Source organism: Sorangium sp. KYC3313, from assembly GCF_052075895.1.
In the GTDB taxonomy this organism is placed as follows: domain Bacteria; phylum Myxococcota_A; class Polyangia; order Polyangiales; family Polyangiaceae; genus Sorangium; species Sorangium cellulosum_B.
Window position 1 is genome coordinate 2,767,943 of sequence record NZ_CP197255.1, and the last position, 24,314, is coordinate 2,792,256.

Genomic DNA, 24,314 nt, shown 5'->3' on the forward strand with positions numbered 1-24,314 from the left:
AGCGTGCTTTGATTACGCTCGTGCGAGCTTTGGTATCGCGCCAAGTCTGCTAAACCAGGAACCTCGCTGTTCATCGCCGGTGTCTCGCCGGGCGCGCCTGCCTGCCCGGGCCGCTCCACCGCGCGCTGGCGAGACATGGAGGTTTCATGCGTCATCTCGGCGTCTCCTCTGCGCTCCTCGCATTTCTCGGGGCCGCGACATCGGGTGTGTTCGTCGCGGTCGGCTGCCACGCCTCAGGCCCGCGCGTCGAGGTCGGCGCGAGCGGCGGCGCGCCCGGCGACGGCGGAGGCGGCGCGGGCGGCGGCGGCGCGCCCGAGGGCGGCAGCGGCAGCGGTGATTTCGTTCCGGATAACGGCCTTGGCGGGGCTGCCCCTGGCGACGACGCCGGCGGCGGCGGCGATGCCGCCGTGAACCCGTGCGGGACCCAGTGCGGTCCCGAGGAGCTCTGCGATCTCAACCACCTCGGCCTCGACGACGACTGCGACGGTCAGGTCGACGAGACGTGCTCCTGCGTCGCGGGGCAGGCGCACGCGTGTTTCATGGGCGATCCGTCGTACCGCGGGGCGGAGGGGTGCTTTCCGGGCACCGAGCTTTGCAACGAGGTGGGCGTCTGGGGGCCCTGCGTCGGCGGCAGCCACGCGACCGAGGCGTGCTTCAGCGAGAACCCCGCGGGGTGCCACGCGCTGAGGGTGCCTCCGTTCGCGAACGTGGATCTGAAGGAGGGGACAGGCACGTTCAGCGTGGACGCCGAGCCTGGTTCGGAGACCTGGAGCGTCGTTTGCCCCGCGGGCATCGACCCGTGTCCGGCGGTCTCCGGGGCGAGCCCGGCGGATGATTACAAGCCGCTCCAGTCGGGGGAGTACAAGGTCATCTACACGAAGCGCCTCGCCGACGGCGCGACCGAGTCGTGCGAGTATGCCCTTTACGTCGGCGCGCCCGGCCTGCGGGTCGAGCTCGAGTGGGAGCACGACCTCGGCGGCGAAGGGGTGGATCTCGATCTGCACCTGCACAAGCCGGGCGACACGCGGCCGTGGGCGGTCTCCGGCTCGCCGGACGACTGCGGTTACAACAACTGCACCGTGGACACGCTGGGGTCGGATCCGGAGCTCCGGTGGTTCAGCGACGGCGCGTCGCCGCCGGAGCCGGTGAGCTGGTATGCGGACCCGGAGGAGGCCAAGAACACGTGTTATTTCGCCCCTCGCGGCGCCGGGCAGGCGTGGCGCGATCTCGGCCAGGGTTGCTATAACCCGCGGCTCGACATCGACAACATCACGTGCGACCCCGACGTCACGGACCCGGACAGTGATGATTTTTGCGCGCCCGAGAACATCAACGTGGATTTCCCGCCGTTCGGGCAGTGGACGCGGATCGGCGTCCATTACTACTCGGCGCATGGCCGGAACTACGCGGTTCACCCGCGGATCAAGATCTTCTGCAATGGCTCCCTCGGGGCGGATCTCGGCCCGACGGGGTTCTACGACCCGGAGGCGCCCGTCACGTTCGCGCCGGCCGACGGGAGCACCCGGTACTGGCTGGTCGCCGACGTCGCGTTCGTCGAGGGGGGGGAGTGCGGGGAGGACACCTGCGTGGTGAGACCGCTGTACGAGGACGAGACGCTGAAGACGCCGCTGCTGACGACGCGGTCGTCGGTGGAGTCGAGCTTCGGTCCGGCGTACCCGCCGCCGCCCTGATCGCCGGTCTCCCCGGGGCCGCGGGGGGCGCCCGCGGCCCCGCGCGCGGGCGCTTTACAGGGGCGGCGGGGCGGTGCACGCTAGCGGCATGGGCATCTTCGACCGCATGGGAAAGGTCATCTCGAGCAACGTCAACGCGCTCCTCGACAAGGCGGAAGATCCGAAAAAGTCGCTGGATCTCATCGTCGAGGAGATGAAGGACCAGGTCCGCGCGGCGCGGAAGGAGCTGGTCGACGCGGTGGCGGCCGAGAAGGTGCTGCGCAAGAAGGTCGACGAGCTCGACGCCGAGGCGGAGAAGTGGGAGAAGCGCGCCGAGCTCGCGCTGAAGGCGAACGACGAGAAGCTCGCGCGCGAGGCGCTCGTGCAGAAGAAGCGCGTGGTGGGCGAGCGCGACCGCGCCGAGGCGATGCGCGCGGAGCAGCGCTCGGCGGTGCTCTCGATGAAGACCGAGCTCGAGCGCATGGAGGCCAAGCAGGAGGAGTTCCAGGCGCGGAAGGGCACGCTCGCGGCGCAGATCCAGCAGCAGCGCGCCGGCGGCGGGTCCGAGGGGCTCGGGGCGCGGGGCGGCCAGAGCGCGTTCTCCGAGTTCCGGCGCATGGAGGAGCAGGTCGAGGGGCAGGTGGCGCAGGTCGCGGCGTCGCGCGAGATCGAGGAGGCGATCTCCGGCGGCGGGCTGTCGGCGGCCGAGCTGGAGGCGAAGTTCGCCCAGCTCGAGCACGGCCGCGGCGGCGCCGGCGTTGGCAGCGCGGACAAGCCGGGCGGGGCGGCGGTCGACGACGAGCTCGCCGCGCTGAAGAAGCGGATCCGGATCGGGTCCTGAGGGGCTGAGGGGGAGAGCGGCCGCACCACGAACCGGCGGGGGCCGCCTGCCCACGCCGGGGCGCGCGGGCGCGGGCGGCAGCGCCGAGGGGCGCGTCGGGGGCCGTCCGGGTCGCTTCGTTCTGCGTGCATGGGGCTCATGTTACGCTCCCACGCATCGCAGAGAGCTGAGGTGCGAATGAAGTGGACATCGATTGTCTTTGCTGGATGCTTGCTGGTTGCCTGCGGAGACGATGATCCCAACCCGGGCGGCGGCGGCCATGCCGAGGGCGGCGGCGGCGGCGGCCATGCCGAGGGCGGCGGCGGCGGCGGCCATGCCGAGGGCGGCGGCGGCGCGGGCGGCCATGCCGAGGGCGGCGGCGGCGGCGGCCATGCCGAGGGCGGCGGCGGCGGCGGCCATGCCGAGGGCGGCGGCGGCGCGGGCGGCCATGCCGAGGGCGGCGGCGGCCATGCCGAGGGCGGCGGCGCGGGCGGCCATGCCGAGGGCGGCGGCGCGGGCGCAGGCGGTCATGCCGAGGGCGGCGGCGGCGCGGGCGGCGGCGGCCTCGGCTCGGTGGAGCTCGCGATTGCAGCGGACGAATACGCCACGGCGGGCTGCGCGACGTTCGTCGCCGGGGCCTGGGGCGTGGGGGAAACCGACTTCAGCGACGGTGAGCCCACGAACGACGAGTGCGCCCTGGTGCCCGTGATGGCGGACGGGGAGCCCTTCTGGATCGCGTCGCGCGAGTTCGAGGGCGACATCCATCTCGAGGGGCTGGAGCACAGCTTCTCGACCGCCGCGGCGTTGATATCCGAGACGAGCTACTCGCTCGTCCTCTTCAACTTCACCTTCGAGGAGATCTTCTCCGGCAGCCTCACCGTGACGTACCTGACAGGCGATACCGTCACCCTCTCCATCGAGTAGAGCTCGTCCTTTGAGGAGGCGGGAGCGGTGAGCGACGAGGTCTCCCCGTGCTCACCGCGACCGTCGAGAGCCGCGAGAGCCGCGAACGATGCTACTCGTACGCCCACAGGACGAGGAACTTGGTCGTGTTGCTCCCCGGATTGAACGCGTCACCCTCGTGGATGCTTGCCGTGAACTTGATCGCTCGGTTGTTGTCGATCAGCGACGCACTGTGCCCGATAGAGCCCTTGTGGCCATCGATCTGGACGGAGACCGTGCCGGGGACGATCTTTCTCCCATCTCCGAGCCGCTTGTAGCGACGGTGAGCTCGGCTGTATTCGGCGGGCGTCTGCGCCTTGTAAGAGCAGGACGGCCTGCCTTCGCAAGCTGCTACGTCGCGCCGGCCATCGTGGCCATCAGCGGATCGGCGAGCCCGGCGGCATCGTTCCGTCTCGCCCAGATGGGCGTGCGCTCGTTCCTGGCCAGGCCGCTGCGCCTCGAGGAGCTGGATCGCACGATCGACGACGCGCTGGCCCGTTCGCCCGATCTGCGCCCGCAGGTGCGCGCAGCCGTGGGGCGGACCTCGATCCAGGAGGTCGAGGAGCAGGTCCGCACCATCCTGGTCGACGAGGCGCTCGCGCGCGCCGGAGGGAGCCGGCGGAAGGCGGCGCAGCTCCTGAACATCTCGCGCCAGCTGCTCCAGCACATCCTCCGGCGGCGGTCGTAGGCGGTCGTAGGCGGTCGTAGAGGAGGCCCGCGCCACGAAAATACGGCGAGGTTCGACGCGTGCCTGTGCTACAGCGCGAGAGCGCCGCGCGAGAACGCGGGATGGATCGGCGCAAAAATGACGCGATCCACGCCTGAGCTCGACGCTCGTCCGTCAGCTCACGCAAATTCACGCAAGTCGAGAGGGACATCAGGCGATGACTCGAACACGAACCACGACCCGCGAAGTCGCACGTTCGGTGACGTGGGGCCTCGTCGCCACGATGGTGCTCGGGGCCCTCATCCTGGTGGGCTCTCGCAACCTCGCCCACTTCGATGCGGCGCTCGTGGCGTACACCTTCTCGATCCTCTTCGCGACCTTCGGCCTCACGTACCGCTACGTGATGTGGCTATCGCGTCCACCGACCGCGCTCTACTGGCGGCGCGGCTGGCAAGCGTTCCTCCGGCGCGGCTTCCGGCTGCGCAACGCCCGCTCCTGGCTGTCCCGCTTCAGCCTGGATGTCCTCATGAACCGCTTCATCGTGCGACGCGGAGCGCTGCGCGGCTTGACGCACCTGCTCATCATGTGGGGCTGCACCCTCGCCGTGGCGATCACGTTTCCGCTCGTCTTCGGCTGGCTCCACTTTCGTCCGGTGTCCTCCGATCCGGCGCTCTACGAAGCGGTGGTCTTCGGATTTCCTGCGTTCCAGTTCCCCCACGACTCGGCGCTGGGGTTCTTCCTGTTCCACGGCCTCGTGTGGGCGTCGTTCCTCGTGATCGCGGGGGTCATGCTGGCCATGCGGCGCCGGATGCGGGAGCAGGGCGCGGGCGCGCTGCAGCGGTTCGCCGAGGATCTCATGCCGCTCCTCCTGCTGTTCGCCGTGAGCGTCACGGGGCTCATGCTGACGGCGAGCTATACGTGGATGAAAGGGTACGGGTTCACGTTCATCTCCATCCTGCACGCCGTCACCGTGATCATGACGTTCGTCTGGCTGCCGTTCGGCAAGTTCTTTCATATCTTCCAGCGCCCGGCCCAGCTGGGCGTCGGCTTCTACAAGGACATGGGGCGCGCCGAGGAGAAGGCGCACTGTCGGCGCTGTGGACACGCCTTCACCTCGCGGATGCACGTGCTCGACCTGATCCAGGTGGAGCGAGAGCTGGGATACCGCTACGAGATCCCTGGCAGTGAGGCCGAGCACTACCAATGGATCTGCCCGCCCTGCCGGCGCGCGTCGTTCGCGCTGGCGCAGGGGTTGTCGTGGCATGGCCGCCGCGGCGGCGCGCCGCTGCCGAGCGAGGGGCCTCTCCCCATGCCGGTGTATGCCAATGCTGGGCTCGGCGAGGGCCCTCTGGACACGGAAGACGCGGAGAATTTTCACCCATGAACGGATCGAAGGACACCTCCGGAAATGCTGCGGCGCGGCCCGCCTTGCCGACGCCGGAGCTGGATCTCGGCGTGATCCGCGAGTTCGGACCTCACCGGGCCTATGCGAGCGACCTCCGCGTCGACAGCGGCGTCGAGCCCGACAAGCTCGTGAAGACGCATTGCTGCTTTTGCGGTCAGCAGTGCGGAATGCAGCTCAAGGTCAAGGACAACACGATCGTCGGGATCGAGCCGTGGTACGAGTTCCCCTTCAACCGCGGCATGCTCTGCCCGAAGGGGGTCAAGCGCTACCTGCAACAGGCGCACCCCGATCGCCTGCTCTCCGCCTACGAGAAGGACCCGGCGGCGCCCTCGGGCTTCCGGAGGCTCGCTTATGAAGACGGGATCCGCCGGGTCGCGGACGCCATCGAGCGTATTCAGCGGGAGCACGGCCGGGACGCGTTCGCCCTCCTGTCGGGCGCCAGCCTGACGACCGAAAAGACGTACTTGATGGGCAAGTTCGCCCACATGTGCCTGCGGACGGCCAACATCGACTACAACGGTCGGCTGTGCATGGTCAGCGCGGGGGCGGGCAACAAGAAGGCGTTCGGCGTCGACCGCGCGGCGAACCCGTGGAGCGACATCCTGGGCAGCGAGGTGATCGTCGTCGCCGGCGCCAACGTGGCAGAGTGCGCGCCGATCACCACGGACTACCTCTGGCAGGCGCGCGAGCACGGGGCGAAGATCATCGTCGTCGATCCGCGCATCACGCCGATCGCCCGGACGTGCGACCTGTTCCTCCCCGTCAAACCGGGGCGCGACACCGCCCTCTTCAACGGCATCTTGCAGCTGATGATCGAGAACGACTGGCTCGATCACGACTTCATCCGGCAGCACACCGTGGGCTTCGACGCGGTGGCCGAGCTGGTGCGCGAATGGACGCCGCGGAGGACCGCGGAGGTCACCGGGATCGCGGAGAAGACGATCCGGCAGGCCGCCGAGTGGTGGGGCACGGCGAAGACGAGCTTCTTGCTGCACGCCCGTGGGATCGAGCACCACAGCCACGGCGTGCAGAACGTCCTCAGCACGATCAACATCGTCCTTGCTTCGGGGCGCATCGGGCGGCCGGGCTCCGGCTACGCCACCATCACGGGTCAGGCCAACGGGCAGGGCGGCCGCGAGCACGGGCAGAAGTGCGATCAGCTGCCGGGCGGCCGCGATCTCGGCAATCCCGAGCATCGGGCGTACGTGGCGAGCGTCTGGGGCATGAGCCCCGACGACCTCCCGCGGCCCGGCGTCGATGCGTACGAGATCATGCGCAAGGCCCACGCCGGAGAGATCCGCGGCCTGCTCTCCATCTGCTTCAACCCGGTCGTGTCGCTGCCGGACAACAACTTCGTCCGCGCAGCGCTCGAGAAGCTCGATTTCTTCGTCGCGATCGACTTCTTCATGAGCGAGACGGCGCGCTACGCGGACATCGTGCTTCCGGGATCGCTCCAGGAGGAGGACGAAGGGACGGTGACGCAGGTGGAGGGGCGCATCGTTCGCATCCACAAGGCGGTCGATTGTCCCGGGGAGGCGCGGCAGGACTGGCGGATCATCCAGGACATCGCGAAGGCCCTCGGCCGGGAGCGCGGGCTCACCTTCGAGGGCCCGCGGGAGATGTTCGATGAGCTCCGGATCGCCTCGAAGGGCGGCATCTGCGATTACTCCGGCGTGACGTACGAGCGGATCGAGGAGAACTTCGGCGTCTTCTGGCCGTGCCGGAGCGAGACGCCGGAGGGAGCGCCCGACCCGGGCCCCCAGGGGACCGTGCGGCTGTTCGAGCCCGGTTCGTGGAACCCCGTGGCCAAGGGGAGCGGTCCGTTCTACTTCCCCGACGGGAAGGCTCGCTTCAACCCCACGCCCTACGTCGGGCCCGCCGAGGACGTCGACGACGCGTACCCGGTCATCCTCACGACCGGGCGGGTCGTCAGCCAGTTCCTGTCCGGCAACCAGACGCGCCGCATCGGGCCGCTCGTCGATCATTGCCCGGAGCCGCGTGTGGAGATCCACCCGCGGCTCGCCGGGCAGCTCGGGATCGCCGAGGGGGACTGGACCCAGGTCGAGAGTCGTCGAGGGAGCGTCACGTTGCGCGCGTCCGTGGTCAAGACCATCCGGCCGGACACCGTCTTCGTCCCCTACCACTGGGGCGGCCGGAAGAGCGCCAACCAGCTCACGATCTCCGCTCAGGATCCGATCTCGAAGATCCCCGAATACAAGGTTTGCGCCGTCCGGGTGAGCAAGGCCGACGCTCCTCCGAACCACGCAATGATCCTCGAACCCCAGCAGTGAGCGGAGGCTCCTCGTACGATGCCCGTCCCCGAGACGCACGAATTCTTCGTCGACCCCAGCCGCTGCATCGGCTGTCAGTCGTGCATCCAGGCCTGCACCGAGTGTGACACGCACAAGGGGCAATCGATGATCCAGCTCGACTACGTGGATCGAGCGCGCTCGACGCAGACGCTGCCGGTCATCTGCATGCACTGCGACTCGCCCACCTGCGCCGAGGTCTGCCCCGCCGACGCCATCAAGCGCACCGAGGACGGCGTCGTCCAGACGGCGCGAAAGCCGCGCTGCATCGCCTGTAACAACTGCGTGCTCGCGTGTCCGTTCGGTGTCCCGAAGATGAACACCCGGATGAACCTGATGATGAAATGCGACATGTGCTACGACCGCACGTCGGTGGGGCTCAAGCCGATGTGCGCCTCGGTGTGTCCGAGCCAGGCGCTCGCCTTCGGCACGCGCGAGGAGATGGCCAGGCTCCGCCCGCGCGCCAGGCCGGTGAACACGTTCCGCTTCGGGGCCCAGACGATCCGGACCAAGGTGAACGTCATGGTCCCGGCGGATTCGGCGCAGGAGATCATCGACGTCACCGCGGCGATGTACGAGCCCACCATCGGCCATGACATGCTCGACGACGTGTTCGCGGGCGAAGGGGGAGCATGAGCCAGCCCATGACCGGCGATCGAGGCCCTCTCGAGCCGCGCTCGGTGCCGCCGGACCGAGCCCCGGACACCGTGCAGCCGCGCTGGCGGCGCGACTTCCCGATCGACTGGGCGGAGGACGACTATGTCTCGCGCCGCGATCTGATCAAATACGTCGTGTTGACGAGCGGCGCCTTCGCCGTCGGACACCTCTGGCTCGTCTACAAGAGCCTGTTCGGCCGGCGCGAGGCGAGGGCGCCGGCGCGCCCGGTGGCCGCCGTCAGCGAGCTCCCCGTGGGGGGGGCCAAGACGTTCACCTATCCCGAGGGCAGCACGCCGCGGCTCCTGGTGAAGACGGGGCCGCGCGCCTTCGTGGCGTACGATCAGCAGTGCACGCACCTCCAGTGCCCGGTCATCCCCGCGGTCGAGCAAGGCAAGCTCCACTGCCCCTGCCATAACGGCTGGTTCGACCTGCACACAGGGGCTCCGCTCGCCGGTCCGCCGCAGCGACGGCTCCCTCGCGTGCTGCTCGAGGTGCGCGACGAGACCGTCTATGCGACCGGCGTCGAGGACTCGGCGACATGAAGCCGAGGAGCCGCATCGCCCGCGCCCAGCGCATGACGATCATCAACGGGATGCTCGTCTTCGTGATCTTGGTCGTCGTGCTTCAGCTCTGGCTCTTCACGGCGACGGTGAACGCGACGCTGGGCGGCGACACGACGGTCGCGCTCCCCGCGGCGCTCGTGAGCCTTTTGTGCCTGGGTCTCAACATAGGACTCCTCCGGTACCTGGTCCGGTTCGAATAGATGGACGGCTCAGGCAGGACGACGCTGACCCGCCGGATCGCGCGCGGAATCGAGGACCTGTATCCCGGCTATTTTGCGCTCGTCATGGCGACGGGCATCGTCTCGATCGCGTCCGAGCTCGTCGGTCTGTCATGGACCGCCCGCGCCCTGCTCGGGGTCAACCTCGCGATCTACGCGCTCCTGAGCCTGCTCCTGCTCATGCGCCTCGCCGTCTACCCCGGGCGCGTGCTGGGCGATCTCCGCGATCACGGCCGCGGTCCTGGGTTCTTCACGCTCGTCGCCGGGACTTGCGTGCTCGGAACGCAGCTCCTCGTCGTCGGCGGTGCGCCCTCCGCCGCGCGCGTGCTCTGGTTCGCGGGCATCGCGCTGTGGGGGGTCGTCATGTACAGCTTCCTCACCGCGGTCATCGTGCGCGAGCAGAAACCCTCGCTCGAAGAGGGCATCAACGGCGCCTGGCTCATCGCGATCGTCGCCACGCAGGGGGTCTCCGTCCTCGGTTCGCTCCTCGCTCCCGGCATGACGGCGCCCGCCCCGGTGCTGTTCTTCGCGCTGTGCATGTTCCTGCTCGGCGCCCTGCTCTACCTCACGATCATCACGCTGATCTTCTACCGCTTCACCTTCCTTCCGATGACGATGGAACGGTTGACGCCGCCCTACTGGATCAACATGGGGGCGGTGGCCATCACGACCCTCGCGGGCTCGACGCTGCTGCTCGCCCGGGAGGCGTCGCCGCTGATCGCGAGGATCGAGGCGTTCCTGACAGGCTTCACGCTCTTCTTCTGGGTCGCCGCGACCTGGTGGATCCCGCTCCTGGTCATCCTGGGGATCTGGCGCCACGCCGTCCACCGGTTTCCCTTTCGTTACGATCCCCAGTACTGGGGAATGGTGTTCCCGCTGGGGATGTACACCGTCTGTACGATTCGATTGGCGCGAGCCGTCGATCTGGATTTCTTGCTGATCATCCCCCGCTACTCGAGCTACGTGGCGCTCCTTTCGTGGATCGTGGTCTTCGTCGCGATGGTCCTCTCGCTGCTGGCCTCGGGCAAGGCACAGGCCCGAGCGCCATCCGCCTGAGGGGGCGACGGCGGCCCGCCGGCGCGCGTCCGCCACGGTCGCCCGAAAGCGCGCGTCCGCCACCTGCCAGGCTCGCTCGCCGGCGCTCCGGCGAGCCGGTGGATCTCGCGCCGCGCTCCAGCCCGCACGCCCTCCGCGCCAGGCGAGCCGAGCCGTTCGGCGTCACGCTCAGCGGGCAGGCGCTCGCGCCGCGGGTCGTCCACGCGGCGCTGCCGGCGGCGGAGCGGCTCGTGACGACCTGTACGCGCTGCTGCAGCTCGTCGACCCGGCGCTGCTCGGGCCGCTCTGGCGGTTCAACGCCGGCTTCCACCGCCAAGGCCCCCGGAGCGCTGGCCGCGGCGCGGGGCTCGCGGCGCTCCGACCTCCGCGCTCCGATCCGCGGTCCGAGGTTGCGGAAGGGGTCGATCACCTGACATCTCCCGGCATCATCGCGCCTCGCGCGCAGAGCAGAGAGCGCGTGTGCAGGGAGCGGACCGCGGTCCCGCGTCGGTCGCTGCCGCGGGGCGATCCTCCTCTGGAGGGCGCGTCGTCGCTTCTCGGCATGAATGTCTCGGCTGCGCGCGGCATCGGAGGGACACGCACCGTATCGATTCGCGGTGCCCGGCGGGGACCCTCGGGCATCGCCTGCGCTCGAGGAGATCACGATGGGTCGCAGCCGGTTCCGCTGGGAGCGCGATCGGGCTGGCCAGCCGGTTCGTGCTGGAAGCACTGTTGATCGACAGGAGCAGGGCGGGGGCGCGCGCGGCGGGACATCCAGGGGGCTTCGCCCCGGCTGCGCGGCGACGGGCGGTGGGGGACTTTGGCCGAAGGTGGGGTCTTTGGAACCGCCGAGAACGTCAAGCGCGCCAAGCGCGCCAAGAAAACCACAATAATCTTGGCGTCTTATGGCGCCTTGGCGGTTCCGTCATTCCGGGCGATCCCGCGGTGCCCGGACACGGGGACCGCGCGGGCTCGCGGCGAGATCTCTGCGGCCTGCACCATCCCGTCCGGACCAAAATGCGAAGCCTTACTAAATTGTGTTGCCATAGTCGGCTGACCCATATACAGAGTTAATCTGTGGGGGACCGCGCGTGCATGACGCTCCCGCGTCGCAAGGGTATCAGGGCGACGGCGGACTCTCATGACCACCGGACCAGGCGCTCGGAGTCCGGCCGCGCTTGATTCTGCGGTGCCCGGCCAAGGGGACCGCGGGGGCTCACGGCCTGATCTCTGCGGCCTGGACCATCTTGTCCGGACCAAAATGCGCCGGACCAAAATGCGCTAACTTACTAAATTGTGTTGTCGTGGTCGACTGATTCATCTATAGATCTAATCGTGGGGGACTGCGCGCGCATGAAGCTCCCGCCTCGCGGGGGTATCAGGGCGACGGTGGGCTTTCATGACCATTGAACCATTGGCGGAGGGTACGATTCATGGACAAGCACATTCAATATGCTCTATCGACCCTGCTCGTGGCTACGTCGCTGGGCGTGGCGGGAACAGCGCATGCCTACGTGACCATCACGGGGGACGTGTCGCCCGGGAGCCCGAGCGACCCGTGGGATCTGGGGTCGAGCGTCCTCCGCGTGGGCGGCGCGAGCGACCCCTGGGAGCCCACCTTCAATAGCGGGGAGGTGATCGTCGCGAGCGGCGGACAGCTGTTCAGCGCGGGCGCACTGGTAGGGAATGATCGCAGCGGCACGGTTCAGGTCGTCGGGTACGGCTCGAAGTGGACCAACAGCGGATCCATCCAGCTCTGCGTCAAGGGCTACAATGGTCATGGGCTGCTCGTCGTCCGGAACGGCGCCGAGGTGCTCACCGATGATCTCGTGGTGGGGAATCAAAACTCCGAGAGCTATGGCGACGTGCTCGTCGAAGGGTATGACGCCACCCTGACGAGCCAGGTGAATACGTACATCGGCCTCAGAGCGCGCGGTCGGGTCGATATCAAGCAAGGGGGGAGCTTCTTCTCGAACAATGTCTACATCGGCGGCGGCAGCGGCGCGTCGGGCTGCTCGAGCTGCAATGGCCACGTGACCGTGACCGGCTCCGCGACGAGGTGGGTGAGCACGGGAGAATTCATCCTGGGCGTGAACAGCCAGGGCACGCTGGACATCGACCGGGCCGAGGTCTTCACGAACAATGCGAGGATCGGTCGCGCGGAGACCCTGTCGAGAAGCAAGGCCAGCGTGCACGGTTGGGGTGGTACGTGGACCAACCAGGGGCTCTTTCGCGTGGGGACGGTGGAAGGAAGCGGCGAGCTCACCATCGGGGCGTACGGGACCCTCGTGACGGAAGATACCGAGATCCATTCCGAGCTCGGCCACGCCTTCATCAAGGTGAATGACGTCTACGCGTCATGGCTCAACAGCGGCGACGTCACCGTCTTTGCCAGCGGCAATCAGTCTCCGTCGCTCTTGGTCGGCAAGGACGCCTTCGTGAGCATCGACGGCCTCCTCCGGACCGCGCCGAAGGCCGTCGGCCTCTATCCCTACCTGGGGCCCTCCGTGCGCATCGAGGACGGCGACCTCATCGCGGGCGCCATGGAGGTCGAGGAGGGCGACCTCGACTTCGCCGGCGGGCGCCTCGAGACCGGCAGCTTCGTGGGCGATCTCGCCAACATGCAGTCCGGAGAGCTCTCGGTCGGAGAGGCTCACCCGGCGACGGACATCGTCGGCGGCTACAGCCAGGGGCCGGGGGCCACCCTGAGGATCGTCGTCGGGGGAGCGAGCCCCTCGCCGCTCCTCCAGGTCGACGGGGACCTCCTCCTCGATGGGGGGCTGGAGGTCGCCCCGGCCGACAGCTCGGTGTCGTTTCAGGTCGGGGACACCATCGCCCTGCTGGGCTGGGGCGGTGACCTCGCGGGGACGTTCGCCGCCGTGAACATCGCCGTGCCGCTCGCCCCAGGCCTCGCCTGGGACACCTCGGCGCTCTACACCAGCGGCGAGATCACCGTCGTGCCCGCGACCTGATCACGCCACGCCCCGGCGCCCGCGCCTACTTCGGCCCCGCCCTGCCGATCGCGATGACGTTCTGCTGCGCGGCCGGCTTGCCGCCCTCGTTCGCTGACACGAACGCGCGCGGGTGCGCCCGGAGGAGCGTCACGGTGAGGGTGATGCCCCAGCCGTCGTTGGTCTTGAGCTCGGCGTGACCGTGGCTGTCCTCGACCGCCACGATCAGCCGTCCGAGCGGCTCGAGGCCGGCCGGCGCGGAGCCAGGGGCGGTGAGCACGCGCTGGAGCGCCGACTCCGGCAGCCCGAGGCCGAAGCCGACGTCCAGGATCGACAGCTGCACGCCCTGGGGCGCCTCGCGCACCGACACCACGGGGCCGTGGCCAGGGAGCCCGCGGCCCGCGACGTCGGTCAGGAACGCCTCGAGCACCTGCTCGAGCTCGCCGCGGTGCCCGAGGGCGTGCGTCGCGCCGCGGATGGGCTCGAGCCGCACGGCCCGGCCCGTCGCGCGCGCGGCGCTCGCGACGGCATCGGCCACGACGTCGCCGAGCTGGAAGGCGCAGAGCGGATCGGCGGCGTCGCGCACCGCGAGCGGCCGCACGTTGTCGGACACCGGGGCGGCCTGCTGGACCGGGATGAGCGCGGCGACGTAGCCCGCGATCCACGAGGAGCCGTCGGACTCGCGCCGCAGGGGGCGCACCGAGATCACGGCCGGCTCGGGCCCGCTGACGCTCAGCTCGATGCCGTCGTCGCTCGCCATCACGCTGGAGAGCGACACGGCGGCGTCGCTGGCGGACGTGGCGCCGAGGACGTCGCCCAGCGTGAGCGAGCCCGGCGGGAGCGCCGCGCTCGCGCTCTCCGCGGGCACCGTGACGTCGCGCGCCCGCAGCCACTTCGCGAACTCGGGCGCGACGAAGCGGACGTCGCCGAAGGCGTCGGCGTACAGCAGCCCGACCGGCGCGCTGCGCAGCATCGAGCCGAAGAGCTGGAGGTCGTCGAGCGCGACGCGCGCGCCCTCGACGAGATCGTCCTCCGGCGAGCCGCCGCCGCGCGCCTCGCCCGCGCCGGCCTGCGCCGTGCGCGCGAGGCGCTTCCTGCGCAGGAGCAGCGCGAGCTCGCGGCCGACGTGCTCGGCGCGCTCCGGCTCGCGTGAGAACGTCGACTCGGCGACCGGGCCGCAGAAGAACACGTACCCCTCGATCTCGCCGAACGCGATGAGCGGGACCACGACCGCCGGCATGTCCTGCTTCGCCAGGAACCGGCGCGAGAGGCGGATCGCCGGCACGCCCTGCTCGCTGCTGTACGGCGGGCGGCGGACGTCGCGGCGGAGCTCGGCGACGAGGCTCTCGCCGCCGCCCTGCCTGTCGTTCCAGAACCGGAGGTGCCAGCTCCCCGCGGGCAGCTCCGCGACGAGCACGAGATCGGCCGGGTGCGCCTGCTCCGCGAGGCGCGCCACGCGCGGCCAGAACTCCTCGTCCGGCAGCGTGTGGACGCCCTGCATGCGGAACAGCGCGGCGCGCTGGATGAGCTCCGCGGCGCGATCGACGGAGCGCTGGGCGACGAGCCCGCGCACGATCATGACCCCCGCGAACGCGACCGCGAGGCCGAACAGCGCGCTCGGCAGCGCGATGAGGCTCGCCTCGGCCCGCGCGGCGAGCACGCCCTGCCCCGCCGCGAGCGCGAACACGCCGAGGAACAGCGCGGCCGTGGCGACCAGGCTCCCGTAGCGGCGGCGCGCGATCCACACGAGCCCGCCCGCGAGCAGCACGAACAGCGCCGGCACCCACGCCGGCGCCGCGGCGCGCCGGCCGCCGTCGAGCAGCCCGCCGAGCACCGCGGCGACGCCCCTCGCCGGCGGCAGCGCCGACGTCGCGACCGCCTGGGGCGCGACGCCGCCGGCGCCCACCGCGACCACGGCGACGCGGCCCGCGAGCGCGCTCGCGGGGACCTGGCCGTCCGCGAGATCGCGCAGGCTGACCGCCGGGACGCTCTGCGGCGCCTTCTTGAGCACCCAGGGCGCCGCCGAGACGCCGAGCGCGCCGAGCTCCGGCGCGCGCTCCCCCGCCGCGAGCGGGAAGAAGCCGACGACATCGCCGGCGCTCAGGCGGAGCAGCTCGGGCGGCATCCGGACGACCGGCACGGCGCCCGCGGCGCCCGTGGCGTTCGCGGCGCCCGCGCGGCTCGCTGCGCCGCCGCCGCCCCCGCAGAACGCGTCGGCCGGGGGGATCAGCAGCGCGCCGCGCGCGCGCCCGCGCTCGAGCAGCCCGGGGAGCGAGCGCTCGCAGATCCCTTCGCGCAGCGCCTCGGGCGAGGCCGTGACGAGCAGCACCTGCGCGGACGGCGCGGCGTCGGCGAGCGCGGACGCGGTGAGGCCGCGCGCCACGTAGTCGAGCCGATCGAGCGGCGCCACGGCGGCGATCAGCGCCCCCGCGACGATCGAGAGCACGTCAGGCGTGAGCCACCCGAAGCGCGTCGCCTCCGCCTGCGCGGCCATCGGGCGCGGGATGCGAAAGGGCTTGGGGATCCGCGGACGGTAAGTCTTCGCCATAATCCATGAAGGCCGCGGCTCTCGAGGGGGTGCGCGGGACGCCCCGGGCAGCCTGAGCGTCGCATCGTGGTCGAATCAATACAATTGTCCACCCGGGTCCGCCGCGCCAAGAGCATCGGCCGTGCGACGAGAAGGTCGCTCCCTGGGGCCCCAGGCGCAGCCGTTGCGCCCGCCTCTACCGCCCTCCGGTGCGCCGCGATCTCCGACCTGGCCGTGGCGCCGCGGTGAATCCCGGCCGCGGCGCCGCGGCGCAGCGGTTCGCGACAGGGTGCGACGTGGTGCTCCCAACGCTCCGCCGACGCGCGTTGTGTTGCGGGCGGCGCACGTGTGATGCGACGTCAGCGCGCTGTGACGATTCGGCTGGATCGGCCTGTCGGAAGGGGTTTGAATCCTTGGTGCATATGCGCCGTGCTTCACCTGTGCTTCGTGCCGCGCCCGTCCTCGGTCTGCTCAGCTTGGTCAGCAGCGTGGCCTTCTCGGGCTCTGGCTGTGGCTGCGAGTCGAGTGTGCAGATCGCCGATTCTTCGGGCAGCGGGGGCGCGGGAGGCGGCGGGGGCGGCGGCGGCGCGGCCGGGAGCGGCGGCGGCGGCGCGGCCGGGAGCGGCGGCGGCGGCGCGGCCGAGGCCGGCGGCGGTGGGGCCGGCGGGGCCGGCGGGGAGGAGCTGCCGGACGAGCTGCCCGACTTCACCGAGGAGGAGCGTGAGCCCACCGAGGCCACGGACGGCATCCCGAGCCCGCTGCCGGGCGTGTACACCGACAAGGGCGTGGCCGGCGGCGACGAGGTGGTCCGCGCGCTGATGGGCTTCCCCATCCGCAACTCGGGGCTGCTCGAGCAGCGGATCGCCGAGATCTACGACCCGGCGGGCCCGCGGTTCCGCCAGTACATGACCCGGGACGAGTGGGTCGCGGCGTACGCGCCGCGGGAGCGCGACGTGCACCTCGTGAAGCTCTGGCTCGAGGAGCAGGGGATGCAGGTGAACTTCACGGCCGCGAACCGGCTGCTGATCCAGTTCACCGGCACGGTGAGCCAGTTCAACGAGACCTTCGACACGGAGCTCCGGGTCTTCGAGCGGGAGAACCCTCAGGCGGGCAATCCGCCCTTCGACGTCTACGGCGCCCTCGGCCAGCTCACCGTGCCGACGTGGGTGTCGGAACGCACGACCGGCATCATCACGGCGGATCTCGCGGCGAGCACCAGGCCGCTCCCGGGCGAGGCCGGGGAGATCGAGCCGGATCCGCCGGACGGCGTCGAGGGGGGGCTGGCCCCGGCGCAGATCGCGGGCGCGTACGACATCGACGATCTCTACGAGCTCGGGTTCACCGGCGAGGGCGTGAAGCTCGGGATCACGATCGGCGCGACCTTCAAGTACAAGGACCTGCAGTCGTTCTGGCGCGCGCTCGGCGTGGAGCGGGCGAACCCGCTGGTCGTCCAGACGATGGAGCCGGTCTCGACGCGCTATGTGGAGTCGACGCTCGACGTGGCGTGGGCGGGCGGCCTCGCGCCGGGCGCGGACCTCGTGGTGTACCAGGGCCCCGACGCGCGCAACACGTCGATGGTCTACACGTTCAACGAGGCCATCGGCCGCGGCGAGGTGTCGGTCATCACGGACTCGTTCGCCCACCGCGAGGACTCCGAGCCGCCGGCCGTGCGGCTCCAGTACCACCGCTCGGCGCAGATGGCCGCGGCGCTCGGGATCACCGTGGTCGCGGCGACCGGCGACTCGGCGCAGACCGACACGCCCTCGGCGAGCCCGTACGTGACCGGGGTCGGCGGGACGTCGCTCTGGCTCGACGAGGACGGCGAGGTCGAGGACGAGCTCGCCTGGTCCGGCTCCGGCTCCGGCCCGACGCTCTCGTTCCCGATCCCCTCCTGGCAGGTCGGGGTCGTCGAGGGATCCGGCGGCAAGCGGGCGGTCGCGGACGTCGCCATGCACGCCGCGCCCTCGCCGAGGCCGTACTGGGTCTACTACCTCGGCGAGTGGCGGACGTACGGGGGGACGTCGTTCTCGGCGCCCGCGTTCGCGGGGCTCATCGCCGTGGTGAACAGCTACCGCGCCGCGCAGGGCCTGCCGCGCGCCGGGTTCCTCAACTCGATCCTCTACACGACCCCCGCGGTGCAGGCGACGTTCCGCGACGTCGTGCGCGGCCAGACGGAGTTCTTTGCCGCGGGGCCCGGCTGGGACTACCCGACGGGCTGGGGCGCGCCGAGCGCGATCGGCCTGGCCACCACGCTGCCGTAGCGCGCCCGCCCTGGCGACCGCGCCGGGCGGCGGCGCGCGCCGACCCGCCCCGCCGCCGCCGCCCCGCCGCATGCTCGAGAACCTGCCGCTCTTTCCCCCGAACGGGCTCGATCGGAGCCTCCACACCGCGGTCCTGATCGGCCTCGTCTTCGGGACGTTCTTCACCGAGACGCTCGGCTGGACGTACGCGGGGCTCGTCGTGCCCGGCTACCTCGCGACGGTGTTCTTCGCGGCCCCGGTCACCGCGGTGTTCATCATCGCGGAGTCGATCGTGACGTACCTGTTCGTCGCGCTGATCGGCCGCTGGATCACCCGGACCGGCGCGTGGTCCACGGCGTTCGGGCGCGAGCGGTTCTACCTGTTCATCGTCGGCGCGGTGATCGTGCGGCTCTTCGTCGAGGGCTTCGTCGTGCCCGAGGTCTCGGCGCGCTACGACTTCGTGCACTCGCGGGAGCTCTACAGCATCGGGCTCGTGCTGGTGCCGCTCATCGCGAACGCCTTCTGGAACAGCGGCTTCTTGCGCGCGGCGCCGCGGCTCGCGGTCGTCACGGCGCTGACGGCGCTCGTGCTCGGCGTGCTGCTCCGGACGACGAACCTCTCGGTCTCGCGCTTCCAGGTGCTCAACGAGAGCCTGTCGCTCGAGTTCCTCGAGCTGCCGAAGGCCCACATCATCCTGGTCATCGGCGCGCTGCTCGGCGCGCGCAACAACGTCCGCTACGGGTGGGACTACAACGGCATCCTCGTGCCCGGCCTGCTCGCCGTGGCGTGGTACGAGCCGACGAAGCTGCTCACGACGACGATCGAGGCGCTGGTCGTCTTCTACCTCTCGCGCTGGATCACCTCGGTCCGCCCGTTCTCGCGGATGCTGCTCGTGGGGCCGCGGCGGATGATCTTCGTGTACGTGCTCGGCTTCCTCATGAAGATGGCGATCGGCTTCGCCATGGTGCGGTACGCGCCGGGGCTGCAGATGGTCGACTACTTCGGCTTCGGTTACCTGCTCCCGAGCCTGCTCGCCGTGAAGATGTGGAACAAGGAGCACGTCGGCATCGTGATCATGCCGACGATCCAGGTGTCGTTCACCGCGTTCCTCGTCGGCAACGGCGTCGGCTACGCGCTCGTGGCGCTCGGCTGGGGCGGCGCGCCGCCGCCGCCCGCGGCCGCGGCGAGGCCGGTGCCGCGCATCGAGAGCGCCGCGCTGTCGCTCGTGCTGGCGGACACTGCGCCCCGGCCCGGCCCGCGCCCGAGGGCGGCCGCCATCGCCGCCGACATCGAGTCGCGGCGGATCGCCCACCGGCTCGCGCGCAGCGTGCTGCGCGACGGGCGGCCGGCGGACGAGCTGCTCGGCGCGGCGGAGCGCGCGCGGGTGTCGGTGGCGCGGGAGGGCGACGGCGAGCGGCCGTGGTACGTGCTGAGCCCGCGGTTCGACGATCCGGACGACACGCCGAGCGCGCCGCGGGCGGCGATCCGCAAGCGCGTCGGCCGGAGCCCGACGTCCGCGCCCGAGTGGCTGGTGCTGGCCGTGCCCACCGAGCTCGGCTCGGCGCTGCCGGCGGTGGCGCTCCGGGTCGCGGAGCTGCTCGACGCGGCGGGGGTCGTGCTCCTGTCGCGCCACGGGGCGATCCGGCGCCACGACGAGGCGTTCGTGGCCGCGATGCTCGACGCCATGGAGAGCCCCCAGGTGCTCCTCGTCGAGCCGGGCGGCGGCGACGGGCCGGAGCTCAGCGTGGTCGGCTCGCCGGCGGGGCTGCCCGTCGTGTCGATCGGCCTGGGGCTCGGCGCCGAGACGGCGATGACGTTCCGCCCGGCGGCGGAGCCGTCCACGCCCCTCGGCGACGCGCCGCGCTTGCACGTGCCGCGCGAGGTCGCCGAGGCGGTCGGCGCGCGCTCGCTCGGCGCGCCGGAGGCCGTGCGCTGGACCGGGACGCTGGAGGAGGAGCTCGCGAAGCGGATGGTCTCCTTGACGGAGGTCCAGCCGGGCCGCTTCCGCCCGCCGTCGCTCGAGGAGCTCAGGCTGTTCGACGCCGTGGTGGCGCCGCGCCTGATCGCGGCGGCGACGCGCCCCGGCGGCGCGTCCGGCGCGGCGCCGCCGACCGCGTGGGAGCGGGCGATCCTCGGGCGCCTCGGCTTCCGCGAGGTGCGCATCGGCGGCACCGACGCGGCGCCCGCGGCGTGGGGCATCGCGGAGCCCGGGCCGGCCGAGGGCGGCCCGGAGCGGCGCGGGAACCCGGCGTGGCTCGTGCTGGCGCATGCGTCGGCGTCGCCGCCTGCGGCGTCGACAAGCGCCATCTTGCCCGCGCCGCCCTCGGCGGAGGCGGTCAAGTCATCCATGACGGGCGCGATGCTCGTCGAGGTGCCCGCGCCGCGGTGGCAGATCGGGGCGTTCGGCGCGGGGCTCGCGCTCGCCGACGCGCTCTCGGCGCAGTCGCTGTTGCTCGCCGGGGCGGTGCCCACGGCCGAGCCGAGCGGGGCCGCCGACGTGCGGCGCGCCGAGGGGCTGCGCAGCTACTTCCAGCGGGCGCACGAGGTCTGGGTCGGGGACGGCGGCAACGCGCTGTCGGTGCAGGCGATCGAGGCGGATCGGACCTACGAGCGGGACGCGGTGATCTCGTTCGGGTACGAGGTCGTGCGGCCCGGGCACGTGCCGACGTTCGCGGGGCCGCTGCTGGAGACGCTGCGCGATCTCGAGCTGCGCGTCGGGATCTTCGACGGCACGCGCGAGCAGGTGCCGTTCAGCGGCGCGACGGACATGGCGATGGCCTACGCGAAGCGGTTCGCCGAGGGGCGGTTCGCGATCGTGTACCTGGGCAGCGCGGTCCGGCGCTTCTTCGAGCTCCGGCGCTTCGTCGAGCCGGGGCAGGGGGAGACGCGCCTCGAGGCGCGGCTCGCGCGGCTCGGCGTGACGCCCGAGCCGCTCGACGTGGCCGCGCGCGCTCGGGCGCTCGCGTCGTGCGCGGGGAGCGCCGGCGCAGGAGCGAGCGGGGACGAGCTCTGTCCGACCCGGGGTGTGACCGCAGCGTGCGATCTTGCCGCTGCGATAGAGCCCTTCCGGCGCTACACGACCGAGCGGAACCCGTATTACCTGAGGGCGCACTTCGCGCCGCAGGCGACGCCGACGGCGGGGCCGGGGGGCGCTCCGGCGAAGGTGGACGCGTCGCCGGCAGCGCCGCGGGCCGGGTCGGACGCGTCGCGGGCAGCGGTGGCGGTCGTGCCTCGGGCAGGGCTCGCGGCCGCGGCGCGCGCCGCGGCGGCGGCCGCGCTGCGCGGGAGCGCGCCGGTCGCACCGCGGCGCGAGGCACAGTGCCATGTGGAGATCGGGCGCGACGTGATCACGGGGCGCCCGTGGGTCATCGCGGCGCGGCCGGGGGAGGCGCAGCTGCTGCCGATCGACGGCGCGCTCGTCGCGGTGCCGGGCGCGGCCGTGCCCGGCGGCCCGCGGCTGCGGCGCGCGGTCACGGTCGGCACGAGCGCGCTCCGGGTCGAGGCGGCCGGGCCCGGGGCGGCGCCGCAGCAGGGGGCCCCGTGACCGCCCCGGCGAAGCGCCGCGAGCCGGCGGGCCACGAGGCGGCCGCGTCGCCGCGCTCCCACGCGGCGCGGCCGCCGTCCCGGGCGCGCCTGGCGACGGCGGGGTTCCGCGCCCGCGACGGCGCGCCGCGCAGGGCGCTGAACCCGCGGTGGCTGATCGCGATGGCGCTGCTCGGGGTGACGGCGTTCGCGCTCTCGCAGCTGTCGAGCGCGCCGCCGCTGGGCAGCGCGCTGCCGGCCGAGGACGAGATCCTAGCTTATCACATCGAGCCGGAGCGGGACCTCGTGATCAAGATCCCGGCCGAGATCGACGCGGTGGAGGTGACGACCTGGGGGAGCGTGAGGGCCGACGCCTGCGACTCGGCACGGCGCTACCCGTACGGGTTCGTCGCGGCGTTCGTGAACGAGCGCGGGGAGGAGGTCGCGCGGCACGCGATCGATCTGGAGAGCCGGGTCAGCTGCGATCCGGATCGTCCGCTCGGCGAGGGCGAGTACGCGGCGCGGCTCGCGAGCGGCGGGGGCGCGGTGACGGATCCGCGCTCGACGCTGCTCATCACGCACGACGTGCTCCCGCTGGGCGGGCAGGTGCGGCTCCGGGCGAAGCCCGCGGTGGGGAGCGACGGCGGCGACGGCGCGCGCGCGCCGAGCGAGCTGACGATCCTGTCCCGGCTGGAGGGGCGCTACCAGCGCAGCGAGGCGTCGCGCGCGGTCTACGAGCAGAGCCTGGACGCCGAGGAGCGGCGGCAGCTCGGGCTCCGGGCGTCGGCGCTCGGCTTCGCCGACCTGCCGGAGCCGGCGCGGAAGGAGCTGCTCCGGGGCTGGGCGCGGCGGCTCGAGGCGGGGGGCCGCGAGGGGATCGACTACGAGATGTCGCGCCTGCTCTTGCGGCGGTTCCGGATGCCGTACCCGCGCGCCGAGGGGCGGGGCGCTTCCGAGTTCGTGATCGGCGAGCGCCGCGCGGCCGCGCTGAACTTCCGCGGCCCGCTGTCGCTCGACATCGAGGGCCCGCCGGGCCGCACGGTGCGGGTCGCCGACGGCGCGAGCGGGTCCGCGAGCGTCGAGCTCGGCCCGCTCGGGAGGGCCACGGTGCGGCTCCTGCGGGAGGACATCCGGACGGTGGTGATCGACGGCGTCGGCCCGGATTTCGGCGTGCGGTTCGGCGCGCCGGGGGCGCAGGCGATGCAGCAGCTCGGCGAGATCGTCCACCCGGCGATGCCCTCGCCCGCGGGTGAGGGCGGCCCCGACGCCGCGCCGGGGGCGCTCCCGCCGGGGGCCGCCGCGGAGCCGCCCGCGGCGCGAGCGGAGGCGGCTCCGGCGCGGCTGCAGACGCCGCCGGACGTGCGGATCGTGCGCTACCTGGCGCTGGATCCGAGCGACCCGGTCATCGCGCGCATGGCGCCCGGCCAAGAGCTCCTCGGGCTGCTGTTCCGGACGCAGATCGACGCGGGCGGGGGCGCGAACCAGGGCGACGCGACGGTGGTGGCGCGGTGGGGCCCTGGGCCGTCGGAGCGGGCCGAGCTCAAGGTGACGCTCCCGCGATCGCGGTTCGAGTGGTGGAACGAGGGGTTCGACGCGTCCGAGCCGCGGCTCGCGATCCTCCGGCCGCCGGCGGGGGTGGAGCGGATCGAGATCACGGGCGACGCGAGGACGCGCCTGCGGCTGCGCGCGATCGAGCCGGGCGTGAACGAGACGCTGTACCGGCTGCCGTACCGGGTCACGCTGGCCGAGGACGAGACGTGGCGCTACGCGCCGTTCGACGTGAGCACGTGGACGGACGTGCGGGCGCTCAACCTCGACGATCTGGAGCGGAAGGAGCGCTTCTCGGATCTGCGCGAGCAGGTGCGGATCGAGCGGGCGGGGGAGGGCGCGAGGTCGAACGCGGATCGGCCGGAGCGGGTGCTCGTCCCGGAGCACGCGCCGGTGCGCCGGCGGCTGCTGATGCCGGCGTGGCAGTCGGCGGGGGAGCCGTCGCCGGGCGACGCGTGGACGCCGCTGCTCGTGGCGAAGGACGTGCGGGTGGACGGGGCGGGGGCGCGGGCGGGGCGGCTGTCGGTGATCTACCGGGCCGCGCGCGCGTCGCTGGGCAAGGAGGTGGCGGTGCGCGTGGACGGCGAGGTGGCGCTGAGGGAGCCGATCGTGGCGCTGTCGGGGTCGCTGCGGGTGGCGGCGCCGGCGGGCGCGCGGCGGGTCGAGATCGAGGGGCTGGGCGAGACGGGGGTGGCGTACACGGACGCGCCGCCGGCGAACGGCGGGGCGATCGTGCGCCGGCGCGACGTGTTCGAGCTGACGCGCGGCCGGCCGATGACGTACGAGTTCGAGCAGGAGGCGGGCGAGACGCTGCACCTGGTGCTGTTCGTGGTGACGCCCGGGGAGAACGCGGACTACCGGATCCGGTACCGGCTCGAGGGGGCGAAGCCGGCGTCGCGGGAGGCGGCGTTCTTCCGGCGGGTGACGATCCCGGACGGCGTGCTGGCGGGCCGCGGCGGCGACCTGACACGCGCGACGCTGTGGGAGGCGGCGACGGAGAAGCGCGGCACGGATGGTGTGGGGCGCGCGGTGATCCGGCTGGGCGACGACCTGGCGCCGGGGGAGCGGGCGGTGCGGCTGTCGCTGCTGGGGCGGCAGCCGGGCGATACGGGGGAGCCGGCGAAGGCGGTCTGGGTCGGGGCGGTGCTGGTAGGGCAGAAGGCGCCGGGGCGGGACGACGGGCCGAGGCTGTGGGTGGAGGACGATCCGTGAGGAGGAGCGGGTGAAGCGTGGCGCCGGG

15 protein-coding genes are annotated in these 24,314 nt (G+C 72.0%); 14 read left to right on the top strand and 1 reads right to left on the bottom strand.

The genetic code is table 11. The annotated features are described in order from the left end of the window. Positions 1 to 146 precede the first annotated feature (146 nt). The 11 genes from ACSRUE_RS10840 to ACSRUE_RS10890 all read left to right on the top strand — a co-directional run bounded on the left by ACSRUE_RS10840 (position 147) and on the right by ACSRUE_RS10890 (position 13,258). Positions 147 to 1,691 (top strand): hypothetical protein, encoded by a 1,545-nt coding sequence (locus tag ACSRUE_RS10840; protein ID WP_441290935.1) that lies wholly within the window; start codon positions 147 to 149, stop codon positions 1,689 to 1,691. A gap of 88 nt (positions 1,692 to 1,779) precedes the next feature. Further along, on the top strand, positions 1,780 to 2,511 hold the full coding sequence (locus ACSRUE_RS10845; RefSeq protein ID WP_441290936.1) for a PspA/IM30 family protein: 732 nt from the start codon (positions 1,780 to 1,782) through the stop codon (positions 2,509 to 2,511). Positions 2,512 to 2,721: 210 nt separating this feature from the next. After that, complete coding sequence (locus ACSRUE_RS10850; RefSeq protein WP_441290937.1) at positions 2,722 to 3,414, top strand: hypothetical protein; 693 nt, start codon at positions 2,722 to 2,724, stop codon at positions 3,412 to 3,414. 388 nt (positions 3,415 to 3,802) lie between these two features. Beyond that, the gene (locus ACSRUE_RS10855; RefSeq protein WP_441290938.1) at positions 3,803 to 4,120 is read left to right on the top strand and encodes a helix-turn-helix domain-containing protein; all 318 of its coding nucleotides are present in this window, start codon (positions 3,803 to 3,805) and stop codon (positions 4,118 to 4,120) included. A 196-nt stretch (positions 4,121 to 4,316) separates the two neighbouring features. Then, complete coding sequence (locus ACSRUE_RS10860; protein WP_441290939.1) at positions 4,317 to 5,483, top strand: MFS transporter; 1,167 nt, start codon at positions 4,317 to 4,319, stop codon at positions 5,481 to 5,483. Continuing rightward, the gene (locus ACSRUE_RS10865; RefSeq protein WP_441290940.1) at positions 5,480 to 7,795 is read left to right on the top strand and encodes a molybdopterin oxidoreductase family protein; all 2,316 of its coding nucleotides are present in this window, start codon (positions 5,480 to 5,482) and stop codon (positions 7,793 to 7,795) included. Before ACSRUE_RS10860 ends, ACSRUE_RS10865 begins: the two co-directional genes overlap by 4 nt. Before the next feature lie 18 nt (positions 7,796 to 7,813). After that, positions 7,814 to 8,449, top strand: a complete 636-nt coding sequence (locus ACSRUE_RS10870) for a 4Fe-4S dicluster domain-containing protein (RefSeq protein WP_437764059.1) — start codon at positions 7,814 to 7,816, stop codon at positions 8,447 to 8,449. Further along, positions 8,446 to 9,012 carry a ubiquinol-cytochrome c reductase iron-sulfur subunit gene (locus tag ACSRUE_RS10875; RefSeq protein ID WP_441290941.1) on the top strand — a complete coding sequence of 189 codons (567 nt, stop codon included), beginning with the start codon at positions 8,446 to 8,448 and terminating at the stop codon, positions 9,010 to 9,012. The genes ACSRUE_RS10870 and ACSRUE_RS10875 overlap by 4 nt, the downstream gene beginning before the upstream one ends. Next, positions 9,009 to 9,233: a DUF6755 family protein gene (locus tag ACSRUE_RS10880; protein WP_441290942.1), complete on the top strand. Its 225-nt coding sequence runs from the start codon at positions 9,009 to 9,011 to the stop codon at positions 9,231 to 9,233. The genes ACSRUE_RS10875 and ACSRUE_RS10880 overlap by 4 nt, the downstream gene beginning before the upstream one ends. Further along, positions 9,234 to 10,307 (top strand): tellurite resistance/C4-dicarboxylate transporter family protein, encoded by a 1,074-nt coding sequence (locus ACSRUE_RS10885; protein WP_441290943.1) that lies wholly within the window; start codon positions 9,234 to 9,236, stop codon positions 10,305 to 10,307. 1,412 nt (positions 10,308 to 11,719) lie between these two features. Beyond that, positions 11,720 to 13,258, top strand: a complete 1,539-nt coding sequence (locus tag ACSRUE_RS10890) for a hypothetical protein (protein ID WP_441290944.1) — start codon at positions 11,720 to 11,722, stop codon at positions 13,256 to 13,258. 25 nt (positions 13,259 to 13,283) lie between these two features. Here the strand turns inward: ACSRUE_RS10890 and ACSRUE_RS10895 are convergent, their stop codons facing one another. After that, positions 13,284 to 15,785 (bottom strand): hypothetical protein, encoded by a 2,502-nt coding sequence (locus tag ACSRUE_RS10895; RefSeq protein WP_441290945.1) that lies wholly within the window; start codon positions 15,783 to 15,785, stop codon positions 13,284 to 13,286. Positions 15,786 to 16,291: 506 nt separating this feature from the next. Here ACSRUE_RS10895 and ACSRUE_RS10900 point away from each other — a divergent pair. The 3 genes from ACSRUE_RS10900 to ACSRUE_RS10910 all read left to right on the top strand — a co-directional run bounded on the left by ACSRUE_RS10900 (position 16,292) and on the right by ACSRUE_RS10910 (position 24,286). Continuing rightward, positions 16,292 to 18,025 (top strand): S53 family peptidase, encoded by a 1,734-nt coding sequence (locus ACSRUE_RS10900; RefSeq protein WP_441290946.1) that lies wholly within the window; start codon positions 16,292 to 16,294, stop codon positions 18,023 to 18,025. 70 nt (positions 18,026 to 18,095) lie between these two features. After that, complete coding sequence (locus ACSRUE_RS10905) at positions 18,096 to 21,548, top strand: poly-gamma-glutamate biosynthesis protein PgsC/CapC (RefSeq protein ID WP_441290947.1); 3,453 nt, start codon at positions 18,096 to 18,098, stop codon at positions 21,546 to 21,548. After that, positions 21,545 to 24,286, top strand: coding sequence for a hypothetical protein (locus ACSRUE_RS10910; RefSeq protein WP_441290948.1), 2,742 nt, complete (start codon positions 21,545 to 21,547; stop codon positions 24,284 to 24,286). The genes ACSRUE_RS10905 and ACSRUE_RS10910 overlap by 4 nt, the downstream gene beginning before the upstream one ends. Positions 24,287 to 24,314: the final 28 nt, after the last annotated feature.

Bases quoted from the DNA above. Each gene is read 5' to 3' on its own strand.
- ACSRUE_RS10885 (WP_441290943.1), top strand. From the start codon at position 9,234: ATGGACGGCTCAGGCAGGACGACGCTGACCCGCCGGATCGCGCGCGGA.
- ACSRUE_RS10865 (WP_441290940.1), top strand. From the start codon at position 5,480: ATGAACGGATCGAAGGACACCTCCGGAAATGCTGCGGCGCGGCCCGCC.
- ACSRUE_RS10845 (WP_441290936.1), top strand. From the start codon at position 1,780: ATGGGCATCTTCGACCGCATGGGAAAGGTCATCTCGAGCAACGTCAAC.
- ACSRUE_RS10890 (WP_441290944.1), top strand. From the start codon at position 11,720: ATGGACAAGCACATTCAATATGCTCTATCGACCCTGCTCGTGGCTACG.
- ACSRUE_RS10840 (WP_441290935.1), top strand. From the start codon at position 147: ATGCGTCATCTCGGCGTCTCCTCTGCGCTCCTCGCATTTCTCGGGGCC.
- ACSRUE_RS10895 (WP_441290945.1), bottom strand. From the start codon at position 15,785: ATGGCGAAGACTTACCGTCCGCGGATCCCCAAGCCCTTTCGCATCCCG.
- ACSRUE_RS10905 (WP_441290947.1), top strand. From the start codon at position 18,096: ATGCTCGAGAACCTGCCGCTCTTTCCCCCGAACGGGCTCGATCGGAGC.
- ACSRUE_RS10880 (WP_441290942.1), top strand. From the start codon at position 9,009: ATGAAGCCGAGGAGCCGCATCGCCCGCGCCCAGCGCATGACGATCATC.
- ACSRUE_RS10870 (WP_437764059.1), top strand. From the start codon at position 7,814: ATGCCCGTCCCCGAGACGCACGAATTCTTCGTCGACCCCAGCCGCTGC.
- ACSRUE_RS10860 (WP_441290939.1), top strand. From the start codon at position 4,317: ATGACTCGAACACGAACCACGACCCGCGAAGTCGCACGTTCGGTGACG.
- ACSRUE_RS10875 (WP_441290941.1), top strand. From the start codon at position 8,446: ATGAGCCAGCCCATGACCGGCGATCGAGGCCCTCTCGAGCCGCGCTCG.